Source organism: Aureibaculum flavum, assembly GCF_016406085.1.
Taxonomy (GTDB): Bacteria; Bacteroidota; Bacteroidia; order Flavobacteriales; family Flavobacteriaceae; genus Aureibaculum; species Aureibaculum flavum.
Genome location: NZ_JAEHFJ010000013.1, coordinates 49,699 through 65,092, shown reverse-complemented (window position 1 = coordinate 65,092; position 15,394 = coordinate 49,699). Strand labels below are relative to the sequence as shown.

12 protein-coding genes are annotated in these 15,394 nt (G+C 32.5%); 9 read left to right on the top strand and 3 right to left on the bottom strand.

What is annotated here, in order from left to right; all coding sequences use genetic code 11:
* Positions 1–4 precede the first annotated feature (4 nt).
* From JBL43_RS18480 to JBL43_RS18465, 4 genes are all read left to right on the top strand, one after another.
* A complete protein-coding gene (locus JBL43_RS18480) occupies positions 5–1,270 on the top strand; it encodes an alginate export family protein (RefSeq protein ID WP_198842846.1) in 1,266 nt (421 codons plus the stop codon).
* 149 nt (positions 1,271–1,419) lie between these two features.
* Complete coding sequence (locus JBL43_RS18475) at positions 1,420–2,100, top strand: response regulator transcription factor (RefSeq protein WP_198842845.1); 681 nt, start codon at positions 1,420–1,422, stop codon at positions 2,098–2,100.
* Positions 2,101–2,257: 157 nt separating this feature from the next.
* Positions 2,258–5,794: a nitrate reductase gene (locus JBL43_RS18470; RefSeq protein WP_198842844.1), complete on the top strand. Its 3,537-nt coding sequence runs from the start codon at positions 2,258–2,260 to the stop codon at positions 5,792–5,794.
* A 53-nt stretch (positions 5,795–5,847) separates the two neighbouring features.
* Positions 5,848–7,269, top strand: coding sequence for a rubredoxin (locus JBL43_RS18465; RefSeq protein ID WP_198842843.1), 1,422 nt, complete (start codon positions 5,848–5,850; stop codon positions 7,267–7,269).
* On the opposite strand, the gene JBL43_RS18460 is transcribed toward JBL43_RS18465, so the two are convergent.
* Together JBL43_RS18460 and der are read right to left on the bottom strand one after the other, a co-directional pair.
* Positions 7,266–7,853, bottom strand: coding sequence for a precorrin-2 dehydrogenase/sirohydrochlorin ferrochelatase family protein (locus JBL43_RS18460; protein WP_198842842.1), 588 nt, complete (start codon positions 7,851–7,853; stop codon positions 7,266–7,268). The two genes, JBL43_RS18465 and JBL43_RS18460, sit on opposite strands and share 4 nt — an antisense overlap.
* Positions 7,854–7,942: 89 nt before the next feature.
* Complete coding sequence (gene der, locus JBL43_RS18455) at positions 7,943–9,244, bottom strand: ribosome biogenesis GTPase Der (protein ID WP_198842841.1); 1,302 nt, start codon at positions 9,242–9,244, stop codon at positions 7,943–7,945.
* Positions 9,245–9,401: 157 nt separating this feature from the next.
* Between der and JBL43_RS18450 the strand changes: the two genes are divergently transcribed.
* Positions 9,402–9,923 (top strand): GTP-binding protein, encoded by a 522-nt coding sequence (locus JBL43_RS18450; RefSeq protein ID WP_198842840.1) that lies wholly within the window; start codon positions 9,402–9,404, stop codon positions 9,921–9,923.
* Positions 9,924–9,958: 35 nt separating this feature from the next.
* On the opposite strand, the gene pyrF is transcribed toward JBL43_RS18450, so the two are convergent.
* Entirely contained in the window at positions 9,959–10,777 is an 819-nt protein-coding gene (gene pyrF, locus JBL43_RS18445) for an orotidine-5'-phosphate decarboxylase (RefSeq protein ID WP_198842839.1), read from the bottom strand.
* 127 nt (positions 10,778–10,904) lie between these two features.
* Between pyrF and tpiA the strand changes: the two genes are divergently transcribed.
* From tpiA to JBL43_RS18425, 4 genes are all read left to right on the top strand, one after another.
* Positions 10,905–11,663 carry a triose-phosphate isomerase gene (gene tpiA, locus JBL43_RS18440; protein WP_198842838.1) on the top strand — a complete coding sequence of 253 codons (759 nt, stop codon included), beginning with the start codon at positions 10,905–10,907 and terminating at the stop codon, positions 11,661–11,663.
* An 8-nt stretch (positions 11,664–11,671) separates the two neighbouring features.
* Positions 11,672–12,508 carry a 50S ribosomal protein L11 methyltransferase gene (gene prmA / locus JBL43_RS18435; RefSeq protein ID WP_198842837.1) on the top strand — a complete coding sequence of 279 codons (837 nt, stop codon included), beginning with the start codon at positions 11,672–11,674 and terminating at the stop codon, positions 12,506–12,508.
* A 51-nt stretch (positions 12,509–12,559) separates the two neighbouring features.
* Positions 12,560–12,835, top strand: a complete 276-nt coding sequence (locus tag JBL43_RS18430; RefSeq protein ID WP_117879775.1) for an ATP-dependent Clp protease adaptor ClpS — start codon at positions 12,560–12,562, stop codon at positions 12,833–12,835.
* A 200-nt stretch (positions 12,836–13,035) separates the two neighbouring features.
* Entirely contained in the window at positions 13,036–15,306 is a 2,271-nt protein-coding gene (locus tag JBL43_RS18425; protein ID WP_198842836.1) for an aconitate hydratase, read from the top strand.
* The last annotated feature ends 88 nt before the right edge of the window (positions 15,307–15,394 follow it).

Below are 15,394 nucleotides of genomic sequence, written 5' to 3'. Positions count from 1 at the left end.
AAATATGAATAAGTATATAGTAATAATTATAGGGTTGTTTGTTACAACTTATATGTCAGCACAAATTTCACTTGAAGGTGAATTAAGACCTCGAACTGAATATAGAAATGGTTTTGGAAGTTTAATTGCTAAAGATGCAGCCCCTGGTTTTGGGGTTTCTACTAGAGCAAGATTAAATTTTGGTTATAAAACAGATGCATTCAACCTTTTTATAAGTCTACAAGATGTAATGGTTTGGGGTGAGAATAGGCAAATTTTACCAGATGATGATAACAATTCATTTGCCATATTTCAAGCTTGGGTAGATTTAAAATTGGGTGAAAATTTATCCACTAAATTTGGTAGGCAAGCCATTGCTTATGATGATCAAAGGATAATGGGTGGACTTGACTGGGCACAACAAGGGCGTAACCATGATGCCGCTTTGTTAAAATATAAGAAAGGAAGTTTTATGTTTGACCTTGGTTTGGCTTTTAATCAAGACTATGATAACCCGTCGGGATTTATATCAAGTGGAAATGTATATAATACAAAAGGATATTTTTCGTATAAAACAATGCAATATGTATATCTAAAAAAGTCAGGAAAATCAATTTCAGGAAGTTTTTTAGCATTAAATAATGGATTTCAAGAATTTGATGAAGCAGGTGAAAGAGGAGATGGGGTTAGTAATTTGCAAACTTTTGGTACCCATTTAGCATATAAGAAAGGTAACTTAGGGTTAGCAGGAAACTTGTACTTGCAAACAGGAAAAAGACAAGGTGAAGTTGAGGTAAAGGGAGCGTATTTGGCCAGTTTTGATTTGAGTTTAAAAGCAGGTAAAAAAGTAAATTTGGGTGTAGGAGCTGAGATTATTAGTGGTAATGATGAAGTTGCTGGAGAAACAGGAGCGTTCTTTCCATTGTATGGAACAAATCATAAATTTAATGGATTTATGGATTATTTTTATGTTGGTAATCATGCCAATTCAATCGGATTAGTAGATGTGCATGTGAGTGCAAATTTCAAATTAGGAGAGAAATCAAGTCTTTTAGTGAAAGCGTTAAACTTCTCAGGAGAACAAAAACTTCCTAGTGGTGAAAAAAACCTTGGAACAGAATTGGATTTAGTTTTTTCTCAATCATTTAAAGGATATGCACTAAAGGCGGGTTACTCTCAAATGTTCGCGTCAGATGGTATGTATGAATTGAAAGGATTGGATGAATCATTGGCTGCAAATGGTCAAAATTGGGTTTGGCTAATGTTGGTAATTAAACCAAAATTTTTGTAAAAAATCTGTTAAAAATCAAAATATAGCTAAACTATTAAATGGTTTGGTGATTCATAAAATACTTAAAATTTAATTGAGTGTATGTACTTAGTACTATTTTTAAATTTAAGTATTAATAGCTTATATTTGGTGACCCAAACAGAATAATTTTGAAGGAAAAAATCAGGATAGTTTTAGCAGATGATCATGCAATTGTTAGAGATGGTGTGAAATATTTATTAGAAGATGAAAAGGATTTAGAGGTAGTTGGTGAGGCTGCTAATGGTAAAGAAGCATTACAATTGGTTGAAAAGTATATGCCAGATTTGTTAATAATAGATGTCAGAATGCCAGAAATGAATGGTATAGATGCTGTTAGTATATTAAACGAAAAGCCAACCAAAACGAAAGCAATTGTATTATCAATGCATGATTCTGAAGAGTATATTTTAAAATCTATTGAAGCAAAAGCTATGGGTTATCTACTCAAAGATGCCAGTAAAGAGGAAGTTCTAAAGGCTATTCACACTGTTGGTAATGGTGGTAAATACTTTAGTGGAGACATAAGTACTGTAATTGTAAATAATCTGCTCAAAAAATCTACATCAATTATTTCAGCTGAAGTTTCAAGTAACACTTCTACGGTAGCCGCTGATGAATTTCACTTAACAAAAAAGGAAATTGAGATTCTACGACTAATTTTATTGGGTAAAACCAATAAAGAAATTTCATTAGAGCTAGATAAAAGTAAAAGAACTGTTGAGACGCACAGGTTTAATTTGATGAAAAAAATGAATGTTAAAAATTTAATAGAACTTTCAGTAAAAGCATCAAAATTAGGTCTAAACTAGTATTTATTACTTATTCTGTTTAAAAAATTGCTATTCTCTGGTAATTCATCAAAATTAAAGGCTCATTTTTAGCGATATATAACACCATTAAAATTACGTATTAATACGTAATTTTTTATCTTTGGTAAATATTATTTCACACTAACGCTAACTATTTATGGCTATCAGTAATTCATATAAAACAATTTGTTCATATTGCGGTGTAGGCTGTGGTATTGTTGTCCATAAAGATTCAAAAGGAGGACTTAAAGTAGAGGGAGATAAAGAGTATTCTGTAAATAAAGGCATGCTTTGTTCAAAAGGCATGAATCTTAATTACGTAGTTCAAGATACTTCTGCTAGAATTTTGCACCCCGAAATGCGTTGGAGTAGAGGTTTGCCATTACAAAAAACAACATGGGATGTGGCAATGGAAAGAGCTGCCGCGGTTTTCAAATCCATAATAAAAAAACATGGACCCGATAGTGTTGGTTTTTACGTTTCTGGTCAGTGTTTAACGGAAGAATATTATATAGCCAATAAACTTACTAAAGGGTTTTTAGGAACCAATAATATAGATACAAACTCTCGTTTGTGTATGAGTTCTGCTGTGGTGGGTTATAAGAAATCTGTTGGAGATGATGCTGTTCCTATTTCATATGAAGATATTGAATTGGCAGATTGTTTTCTTATTGCCGGAGCTAATCCGGCTTGGTGTCATCCAATATTATTTAGACGCTTAGAGAAGCATAAAGAAGAAAATCCAAACGTAAAAATTGTCGTAGTTGATCCGCGTAAAACACAGTCCTGTGCAATCGCTGATTTGCATTTACAAATTATTCCCGGTACTGATGTTGTATTGTACAATGCCATTGCAAAAAGATTAATAGAAAAAAAGTTAATCGATAAAAAATTTATTAAAAATCATACTGATAATTTCGAAGAGCTTAAAGAGAAAGCATGTAAAACTTCTATGTCAGAGGCCGCTAAAATATGTGGTGTTTCTGTGAATGATATTAAAAAAGCTTCACAATATATAGGCTTATCTAAGGCCTTTATTAGTATGTGGACCATGGGGTTAAATCAGAGCGTTATTGGTGTAGATAAAAATGTTTCGTTAATTAATATATCTTTGTTAACAGGTCAGATTGGTAAGCCTGGTGCGGGACCGTTTTCTTTAACAGGTCAGCCAAATGCAATGGGTGGAAGAGAAGTTGGAGGAATGGCTAACTTGTTAGCAGCTCATAAAGATTTGGCAAATCCCGTGCATAGAAAAGAAGTCTCGAATTTTTGGGGAAGTAAAGAGATTTCAGAAAATCCGGGTTTAACAGCAACAGAAATGTTTGATGGGTTAAATTCAGGAAAATTGAAGGCGATTTGGATTGTATGTACTAATCCCGTTGTGAGTTTACCTGACTCTTTAAAAGTAGAGGAAGCTCTTAAAAAAGCAAATTTTGTGGTTGTTCAAGATATTTCTCATAACTCTGATACCACAAAATATGCAGACTTGTTGCTGCCAGCAGCTGGTTGGGCAGAAAAAGAAGGAACAATGACTAATTCGGAGAGAAGAATTAGTTACTTAAATAAAGTTATTGATCCGCCCGGAGAAGCATTACCTGATCTTGAAATTCTATTGAAATTTGCTCAAAAAATGGGCTTTAATGGTTTTGATTATGAAAATGCAAGTGAGGTTTTTGATGAATATAGTTTAATGACAAAGGGTACTGCGATAGATATTTCAGGCCTGTCATATCAAAGATTAAAAGGAGAAGGTAGTTTTCAGTGGCCAGTTCCTAACAGTACTCATAATGGTACGCCAAGACTTTTTATTGATAAGAAGTTTTTTACGCAATCAGGTAATGCTCAGTTTAATGTTCCAGTTCATACCTTAAATCAATCGGAGAAATTATCAGAAGAGCACCCACTTATCTTAACAACAGGTCGTATAAGAGATCAATGGCATACAAGAACAAAAACGGGTACAGTTAATAGATTGAATACGCATATTCCTTCACCTTACTTAGAAATGAATAATGTGGATGCTTATTTGAGAAAGATAAAAGATGGAGATGTAGCCATAATAAAAAATAACAGAGGAGAAGTTAGAGTTAAAGTTAAGTTGAGTTTTGATATCAGAAAAGGTGTAGTTTTTATGCCAATGCATTGGGGGCGTATTCTAGGAGAAGACTTTGGTAGAGCAAATAATTTAACGAGTAATTTAATTGATCCTGTCTCAAAAGAACCCGATTATAAATATAGTGCTGTTGAGGTCTCTAAATACAAAAAAGAAAAACAAAAAATTTGTATTGTTGGGGCGGGAGCAGCGGCCTACAGGTTTATTCAAAGTTATAGAGAAAGGAATTTAGATGATGAAATTTTAGTTTTTTCAAAGGAAGATGATATTTTTTATAATAGGGTTTTGCTTCCAGAATATGTAAGTGATGAACTTACTTGGAAAGAATTAGAAAAGCTAAAAAAGGGAGAAGTAGCGAAACTTAAATTACAGTTGTATCCTGGTGTGTTAATTGATAAGCTAGATAAGGAGAATAAAGTTATTACTGATAGCAATGGTGATAAGCATTCTTATGATGTCCTTATAATGGCAACTGGTAGTAGGGCTTTTGTTCCAACGAATGCCAATTTAGGATTGCCAGGTAGGTTTACATTACGAAGTAGACAAGATGCAGATAATTTAAAACGACATTTAGATAAAACACAGCTTCCTGATGAAGAGAAACATGTCGTAGTTGTTGGTGGTGGTTTATTAGGCCTAGAGCTTGCGGCAACTTTAAATAAAAAGAATATTCCAGTTACCATAATTCAAAGAGCTTCAAGGTTGATGGAACGTCAATTGGATAATACAGCAAGTAGACTTTTAGCGGATGACGTTTCTGAACGTGGAATTCAAATTTATTTTGATAATGAAGTAAGTACTGTTTTTGATGATGAAGTTGGCGATGGGTTGTCGGTAACTTTAAAGACAGGTAAGGTTATTAATTGTAATGCTCTAGTTTATGCTATTGGTACGTTGCCAAATATAGAATTAGCCAAACAAGCTAAATTAGAATCTAGAAGAGGTGTAATTGTAAATCAATATTTACAAACTAGTAATGAACATATTTATGCCATTGGCGAAATTGCAGAATTTAACAATAATTTATATGGTATAACATCAGCTGCTGAACAACAAGCAGATGTTGTTGTTAAATATTTACTTGGAGATTTAAGTAGTATTTATTCAGGCTCAGTGCTTATGAATATTCTAAAATTTGAAGATTTAGATTTATGCAGTATCGGTATGGTAAAAGCTCCAGTTAATGATCAGTCTTATGAAGAAGTAATTTTTATGGATATCTCTCAGCGATATTATAAAAAGTGTATCATTAAAGATGATAAATTAGTAGGGGTTATATTGATGGGCGATAAAAACGAATTTGCTGAGTTTAAAGTTTTAATTGAGGATGAAATAGAATTATCAGATAAAAGATCCGAAATTCTGAGGTCAAATAGTGCGTCTGTGCCTGTAAAAGGGAAGTTAGTATGTTCATGTAGCCAAATAGGAACAGGTAATTTAGAGGATACCATCTTAGAAGGATGTACAGATTTTGCAGAATTATGTAAAACCACTGGAGCAGGTATGGGATGTGGGAGCTGTAAGCCAGAGGTTAAACATTTTCTTTCAGAAACTTTAAAACTAAATACAGTTAAGGTTTGATACTGAAAAAGAAGAAAATCAAAATTATAGCATTTAAAAATAGAATTTAGGAGATGAAAGATTTAAAAGGAGTGTCAATAAAAGGTGGAATTATATCTCCTAGTGAGCTAAAGCAGATTATTAATTATGCTGAAACTCTAGGGTTAGATACCATACATTTAGGTTCACGGCAAGATATTATATTTCCAGAAAATGTTTCGGATGTAAATTTTGATGATGATGCATTAGGTTTAAATTCGACCATTATTTCTGATGATGCTTGTCAGAATATTGTTTGCTCTTATGTTTCTGCAGATATTTTTCCATCAACAAGATGGTTGAGTGGGGTAACTTACCTATACATTTTAGAGGCATTTAAGTATAAGCCATCGTTAAAAATTAATATTACCGACCCAAAACAGCAATTAGTTCCATTATTTAGTGGTCAATTAAATTTCATTGCATCTGAACATGAAGATTACTGGTATCTAAATCTTAAATTGCCAAATTGGACGGAGTCAGTTTATTATAAGGTTTTAATCAATAGCTGGGATATTCCTAGTATTTCTGAAATCATTGAAGAAGTGTACTTAAAGGCAGAAAATGTAGATGAACTTTTTGAACTTGTAAATGATAGCCTTGAAACTAATAGCAGAACTATTGACTCTAAATTAGAATTAGAATTTCATCCTTTTCCTTATTATGAAGGTATGAATAAAATAGGTACATCGCACTATTGGCTTGGTTTGTATTGGAGAAATAATAAATACTACTTAGATTTTCTAAGAGAATTTTGTGATTTTTGTCTAGATAATAAGGTGGGTAAATTATGTATTACTCCATGGAAATCAATTATTGTAAAAGGTATACCAAAAGCAAGTAAATTAATGCTGGAGAAGCTTTTAGGTAAATCAGGAATTAATGTTAGGCATTCTTTGTTAGAACTGAATTGGCATATTCCTGTAAATGATGAAGAAGCGTTATCGCTTAAAAAGTTCATTGTAATGGATTTTGACCAAAATGATATTAGTACCTATGGTTTAACCTTTTCAATAGCAAATCGTGGTGCTGATACTATTTATTTTACTTCAATAGTTATTGAGAAAAATATTTTACCAAGTATTGTGAAGGCATTTGATATTAGACCAACTTATAATGTTCTGTATTGCGATAATTTTGATCCTAATACTCAAAAGTATAATGTATATGCTCAAGATGTTGATAAAATTGAGTTATCAGGTCTGCTTATGGAATTAAGTAAGAAGTATTTTGAAGGCTTTGGTAATGAAATAATAAATGACGATAATGAAAAAATTGATATAAAAGAGAAGGAAGCCGCATATCAATGTATAGATTGTCTTTCAGTTTATAGTGCCGTATGTGGTGATGAAAAGGCTAATGTTGATCCTGGAACAGCTTTTGAAGATTTAAACAATACCTATAAGTGTTCTGTATGCGATTCGCCCAAAACTGCTTTTAAATTGATTGAAATTTAATTTTTAGGATCTTTTTTTTCAACAAGTGACTTTGTAAGTTCGTTAAGTACATTTACTTTTTCTTCAAAATCACCTTTAATAGTTTTTCTATAGGTGTTCAAATTATCAATAAATATGTTTACATCTTCTGGTATCACTTCTTCAAAAAATTGACGAAGACGTTTTGCAGTTGTAGGTGACTTTCCATTTGTGGAAATGGCTATTTTTACATTTCCTTTTGTAACAATTCCTCCCATATAAAAATCGCAATATGGTGGGTTATCCGCTACATTTACTAATTTGCTTTTTTTACGACAATCATTATAGACTTTAATATTTACTTTAGGATTATCAGTTGTAGCGATAACAATATGTTTCTTTTTTAAAAAACGTTTATGATACTTTTCAGTAATCATTTCTACGCCAAATTTATTTGCCAACGCAATGGTTGGCTCTCTAAACATAGTGGAAACCATGGTTACATTGGCATCTGGACTAGATTTTAGTAAGAATGTTAATTTTTCTTCTGCAACATTACCTCCTCCAACAATGAGTACATTCAGGTTTTTAACTTTTAAAAATACCGGATATAAATTATTATTCATACTTCGAGTTTTATGAAGAAACCAAATTGAATTTAGATTTTTGATATGTGATAATCCATAGTGTTAACCATAGAATATCACTAATTTGCTTATTTCTGTCTAAAATAAATTATAATAGGTACACCATGGAAGTCGAAAATATCTCGCATTTTATTTTCTAAAAATCGCTTATAAGCTTCCTTAACATATTGAGGTAAATTACAGAAAAACACAAATTGCGGTGTTGGTGTTGGCAATTGCATACAATACTTAATTTTTACAAATTTACCTTTATTTGCAGGTGGTGGGTTTCGCTCGATAATATCTAACATTGTATCATTTAATTTACTTGTAGATATTCTGTTTTTACGTCTTTCAAAAACTTCAACCGCAGTTTCAATAGCTTTAAAAATACGTTGTTTTGTAAGCACGGAAACAAAGAGAATGGGTACATCAGTAAATGGTTCAATTTCTCTTCTTATTTTAGCTTCATACTCTTTAGTAGTTTTGGTTTCTTTCTCAACCAAATCCCATTTATTAACAAGAATAATGACGCCTTTTTTGTTTTTTTCGGCTAGCCAGAAAATGTTCTGATCTTGTCCTTCAAAGCCACGTGTAGCATCTAGCACTAAAATAATAACATCAGAATGTTCTATAGCTCTAACGGAACGCATTACAGAGTAAAATTCCAAATCTTCTTTTACTTTGCTTTTACGTCTAATTCCAGCAGTGTCAACCAAGTTAAATTCAAATCCAAAACGATTGTATTTTGTATCTATGGAATCTCTTGTGGTCCCTGCAATATCAGTTACAATATATCTATCTTCTCCAATTAAAGCATTAATAAAAGATGATTTTCCTGCATTAGGTCTACCTACTACCGCAAAACGAGGTAAGTCTTCATTGTTTTCTTCTTCTCTTTCAGGTAAAACTTTTACTATAGCATCTAGCAAGTCACCCGTACCACTACCATTTATACTCGCAATCGTATAATATTCTCCTAATCCTAAGGCATAGAACTCTACGGCATCAGCATTTCGCTTACTATTGTCAACCTTATTAATAACTAATAATACTGGTTTTTTGACTTTTCGTAGTAATTTTGATACATCTTCATCCATCCCGGTAACACCAGTTTCTACATCAACCATAAATAGAATAACATCAGCCTCATCAATGGCCAATTCAACTTGTTTATCGATTTCAGCTTCAAAAACATCATCAGAACCCTTAACATAACCACCGGTATCAATTAAGGTAAATTCACGCCCGTTCCATTCACTTTTTCCATAATGTCTATCGCGTGTAACACCACTAGTGGCGTCAACAATAGCCTCACGACGTTGAATTAAACGATTAAAAAAAGTGGATTTTCCTACATTAGGTCTTCCTACAATAGCAACTATACTCATAACTTCAAAATTGTTTGCAAAGATAAGTTAAATAGTCGGAAGACACGTGTAAGAGGTTATAAGTTAAGAGCCTGTTAGTGATTTCAGAAATTAAAAGTATCAAAAGTTAAAAATTATAAGTGAAAAAACAGTAATTTTATCTTTGTATTTTCTACCTATGAGCGAACCAATTCTTGAAGATAATCTTAATAAAATCCTATTAAAACCTCGTTTTAAGGAGGAGTTATTAGAAGATAAAAGTGCTATTTTAAAAAAGTTTGAAGATCATTTTAAGCAAGATAGTTCAAGGTTCAGAACAAAAACAGCTGATAATCATATCGTTATTGATGTTCCTAAGGATGAAGATCATTTTTGGTCTCCTCAACTACAAATCGAAATTATTACTGAAGATGATAAAACGATATTAAAGGGTTTGTTTGGTCCAAAACCTCAAGTTTGGACCATGTTCATGTTTTTTCATTTTGCAGTTGCATTCGCTTTTATAGTGTTTTTAATTATGGCATATACCCAATATAGTTTAAAGCAAGAGTATCAATTTTCTATGTATATGTGCATTGCTATGCCTATACTTTGGATTCTTTTTTACGTTTTTGGGCAATTAGGAAAAAAGAAAGGCTACAGTCAAATGGTAGAATTAGATGAATATGTAAAATCCATATTAGGTAATAGTATTCGGTAATTTTTTTTCAGTTTGAGTTTACTTCTGGTGACTGTTTATTGAGTATCAAGTATTGTTTTCATTTCTTGTTGTAATTCCAAGGCTTTTTCACTTGCTTTTTCAGCAAAGTCAGTCCCTTTAGATGCGTATATAATTCCACGACTAGAATTTACCAACAAGCCAATTTCTTTCGTTAAGCCATATTTACAAACATCTTGTAAGCTTCCTCCTTGTGCACCAACACCAGGCACAAGTAAAAAGTGATTGGGAACAATTTTTCTGATTTTTTGAAAATATTCAGGCCGTGTTGCACCAACCACGTACATTAAGTTTTCTGAATTTTTATAGTTTAAAGAAGTTTTTAAAACACGTTGGTAAAGCTGTGCATCATCATATTCTAAGGTTTGAAAGTCTAATCCACCAGCATTAGACGTTAAGGCTAGAAGTATTGTAAATTTATCTTTAAACGCTAAAAAAGGCTCTACGGAATCTCTGCCCATATATGGAGCAACGGTTATAGAGTCGAAACTTAAATCTTCAAAATAAGCTTTAGCATAACGTGTTGATGTATTTCCGATATCACCGCGTTTGGCATCAGCAATTGTAAATATTTCGGGATAATTTTGGTTTAAATAATGTATCGTTTTTTCAAGAGATTGCCATCCTTTGATTCCATAAGCTTCGTAGAAAGCAATATTGGGCTTATAAGCAACAGTTAAATGATGAGTAGCGTCAATAATTTGTTTGTTAAATTCAAATATAGGGTCATCTAACTCTTTTAAATGTTCTGGAATTTTGTCCAAATCCACATCTAAACCAATACATAAAAAAGACTTTTTTAATCTAATCTGCTTAATAAGTTGCTCTTTTGTCATAAAAATCAATAAATTTTTACAAAAATAAGGATTAATAATAGATTATTCTTTTCCGTTTATAAAACAAAATGTCACTAGGAGTTCTTATATTTGTACTTTAAATAATGTTAACATTAAATACCACAAAATGAGAAAAAATATAGTTGCTGGAAACTGGAAAATGAACAATGACCTTTCAGAGTCTAAAAAGTTAGTTAAAGGAATAAAAAAAGCAATTAAAAAGAAAGAACTGAAGAATACAAGGGTAATTGTTTCTCCAACTTATGTTAGTTTAAATGCTGTGGTTAAAAAAGCAAAAAAATCTGCAATAGAAGTGGCTGCACAAAATATGCATCAAGCGGATAGTGGAGCTTACACGGGTGAGATTTCTGCAGATATGTTAAAAAGTGTTGGTGTTAAAATAGTTATTTTAGGACATTCAGAACGTAGAGAGTATTTTGGTGAAACAGATGCTTTATTGGCTGAAAAAGTAGACCAAGCTTTAAAAAACAAATTAGAAATTATTTTTTGTTTTGGTGAAGTTTTAGAAGATAGAAAAAATGATAACCATTTTAAAGTTGTGGAGTCTCAAATAAAAAATGCATTATTTCATTTAGAAGCTAAGCCTTGGAAAAATATAGTTTTAGCCTATGAGCCTGTTTGGGCAATAGGTACGGGTGAAACTGCAAGTCCAGAACAAGCTCAAGAAATGCATGCTTTTATTAGAAAATTGGTTGCTGATAAATATGATGCTAAAGTAGCTGACAATGTTTCTATTTTATATGGTGGTAGTGTTAAACCTGCTAATGCAAAAGAAATTTTCTCTAAGCAAGATGTTGATGGTGGTCTTATTGGTGGTGCAGCATTAAAAACTGAAGATTTTGTAGCATTAATTGACGCTATTTAAGTTAAGGAATGTCAAATATATATATCGGTTATAATTTTGTGGTCTCGCCATTACAACCTGCAACTGAGATACTAATTGCAGAACTTGGGTATGTGGGTTTTGAAAGTTTTGTAGAAAACGAAAATGGTTTTATAGCTTACATTCAGAAAGAGGAGGATGCTAATAATATTTTAGATGAAATTTATATTCTACAAAATGAAGAATTTGAAATTTCATATACAAAAGAAGAAATAGAGCAAGTCAATTGGAATAGTGAGTGGGAGAAAAATTTTAATCCTATTCAAGTGGATGATTTGGTAAGTATAAGAGCTCCTTTTCATCCCAATCCTAATCTGAAATACGATATAGTTATTGAGCCAAAAATGAGTTTTGGCACAGGTCATCATGAAACTACACACATGATGGTACAACATATTCTTAAACTGGATTTACAAGGGAAGAAAGTGTTAGATATGGGTTGTGGTACTGGTATTTTAGCAATTCTAGCTGAAATGAAGGGAGCCACTCCGTTAGACGCTATTGATATTGATGCTTGGTGCTATGAAAATTCATTAGAAAATGTTGAACGAAACAATTGTACGCATATAAATGTTTATGAAGGGGACGCTTCATTGTTAATCAATAAAAAATATGACGTTATTATTGCCAATATCAATAGGAATATTTTACTGAATGATATTAAAATATATGCTGATTGTTTAAATGATAATGGTGTTTTGTTATTGAGTGGTTTTTATGAGGAAGATATACCAATTATTGATGCTGAGACTTCTAAATACGGATTGAAATTAGAAGAGTTTATAGAAAGAAATAATTGGGTGGCTTTAAAATATTTAAAAAGCTAAACTGTTAAATTATTTTAAAATAAGAATCTTTTCTTTATTTTTATACCCATTATGAGCGAACAACATAAAAAACAGGAAGATTTTGACGTTCTTGAACAAGAACTAAATCTACATGAAATTATCCTTTTTAATGACGATGTTAATACTTTTGAACACGTTATTGAATCATTGGTGGATGTTTGTAACCATTCATCTGTTCAGGCAGAACAATGTGCCTTTTTAGTACATTATAAAGGTAAATGTGCTGTTAAAACTGGAGAATACGACGAGCTGAAACCACGTTGTACCAGATTGTTAAATTTAGGACTGTCTGCCGAAATCGTTTGAAATGGACGTTTTTGTGTTAAATCCTTCTTTTAAATCGTAAAAATACTTCGTAGATTTCCTCTTTTCTGTAATTAATAATCAATTTTATTGAGTATTCACTAATACGAGCTGATTTACTCTATTTTATATTGGGAATATTTTAAAAAGTTTTAATTATTAATTACATTTGTAAGCATTAATTTTAAGAAACTGATATTATTATGGCATTTGATATAGAAATGATTAAAGAGGTTTACGCTCGCATGACGGAACGCGTTGATGTTGCAAGAAAAGTAGTAGGTAAACCATTAACATTAGCTGAGAAAATTTTATACAATCACCTTTGGGAAGGAAATGCTACCACAGCATTTAAAAGAGGTGAAGATTATGTAGATTTTGCTCCAGATAGAATTGCTTGTCAAGATGCAACAGCTCAAATGGCGTTGTTGCAGTTTATGCAAGCAGGTAAGAAAAGAGTTGCTGTACCCACCACGGTACATTGTGATCATCTTATACAAGCAAAAGAAGGAGCGGCAAAAGATTTAAAATTTGCAAATAAAACAAGTGCAGAAGTATTTGACTTTTTATCTTCTGTATCTAATAAATATGGTATAGGGTTTTGGAAACCAGGTGCTGGTATTATTCACCAAGTAGTGTTAGAAAATTATGCATTCCCTGGAGGAATGATGATTGGTACAGATTCACATACAGTAAATGCTGGTGGATTGGGTATGGTAGCTATTGGAGTTGGTGGTGCTGATGCTGTTGATGTAATGGCTGGTATGGCATGGGAGTTAAAATTCCCTAAATTAATAGGAGTAAAACTAACGGGTAAATTATCTGGTTGGACTGCCCCTAAAGATGTTATTTTAGAAGTAGCAGGTATTTTAACTGTAAAAGGTGGTACAGGTGCTATCGTTGAGTATTTTGGTGATGGAGCTAAAAATTTATCTTGTACTGGTAAAGGTACAATCTGTAATATGGGAGCTGAAATTGGAGCAACAACTTCAACTTTTGGTTATGATGCATCTATGGAGCGTTATTTACGTGCAACTGATCGTAGCGAAGTAGCTGATGAAGCTAATAAAATTGCCCCATATTTAACTGGAGATGATGAGGTTTATGCAAATCCAGAACAATATTTTGATCAAGTAATTGAAATCAACTTAGATGAGTTGAAACCACATATTAACGGACCTTTTTCTCCAGATTTAGCAACTATTGCAGGATCTGACGTTACTGAAAAAGCTACAGCTAATGGCTGGCCTTTAGATGTTGAGTGGGGATTAATAGGATCTTGTACTAACTCTTCTTACGAAGATTTATCAAGAGCAGCTTCTATTGCAAAACAAGCTGTTGATAAGGGATTAGAAACAAAAGCAGAATTTGGAATTAATCCAGGTTCTGAACAAGTACGTTACACTGCTGATAGAGATGGTTTATTGGCCACTTTTGAAGCTTTGGGAGCTAAGATTTTTACAAACGCTTGTGGACCATGTATTGGTCAATGGGCTCGTTATTCAGATCCTAAAAATGCACCTAAAAATTCTATAATTCATTCGTTTAATAGAAATTTTGCGAAACGTGCGGATGGTAATCCAAATACACATGCCTTTGTAGCTTCACCAGAAATGGTAGCCGCAGTTGCAATTGCAGGTCGATTAGATTTTGACCCTACTAAGGATACGCTTACCAATAAAGATGGAGTGGAAGTAATGTTTGATGAGCCAACTGGAGATGAGTTGCCAAAAAGAGGCTTTGATGTTGAGGATGCAGGATATCAAGCTCCAATAGTAGATGGCTCAGGTGTTGATGTTGTTGTTTCTCCTGATTCTGAGAGGTTAGAATTGTTAACTCCATTTACGCCACTTGGAAGTGATATAAAAGGAGCTAAATTATTGATAAAAGCTTTTGGTAAATGTACTACTGACCATATTTCAATGGCTGGACCATGGTTGCGTTTTAGAGGGCATTTAGATAATATTTCAAATAACTGTTTAATAGGAGCGGTTAATGCTTTTAATAAAGAGACTGACAAAGTTAAGAATCAATTAACTGGTGAGTATGGTCCTGTGCCTAAAACGGCAAGAGCTTATAAAGCAGCAGGTATTCCTTCTATAGTTGTGGGTGATCACAATTATGGAGAAGGTTCTTCAAGAGAGCATGCTGCAATGGAGCCACGTCATTTAGGCGTAGCTGCAGTCATAGTGAAATCTTTTGCAAGAATTCATGAAACAAACCTTAAGAAACAAGGGATGTTAGGGTTGACTTTTGCAAATGAAGCTGATTATGATTTAATTCAAGAAGATGATACGTTCACTTTCTCTGATTTGGCAGATTTTGCTCCAGGAAAACAGTTAACATTAGATGTTGTTCATGCGGATGGGTCTACAGATTCTATCAAATTGAATCACACATATAATAAATCTCAAATTGATTGGTATAATGAAGGTTCTGCATTAAACTTAATTAAAAAAGAGAACGTAAAATAAGATTTTAGACGATTTGTAATATTTCGTCAGATCTATAACAACAAACCCTACAAGTCGTTAAGATTTGTAGGGTTTTTTAATTAAATTG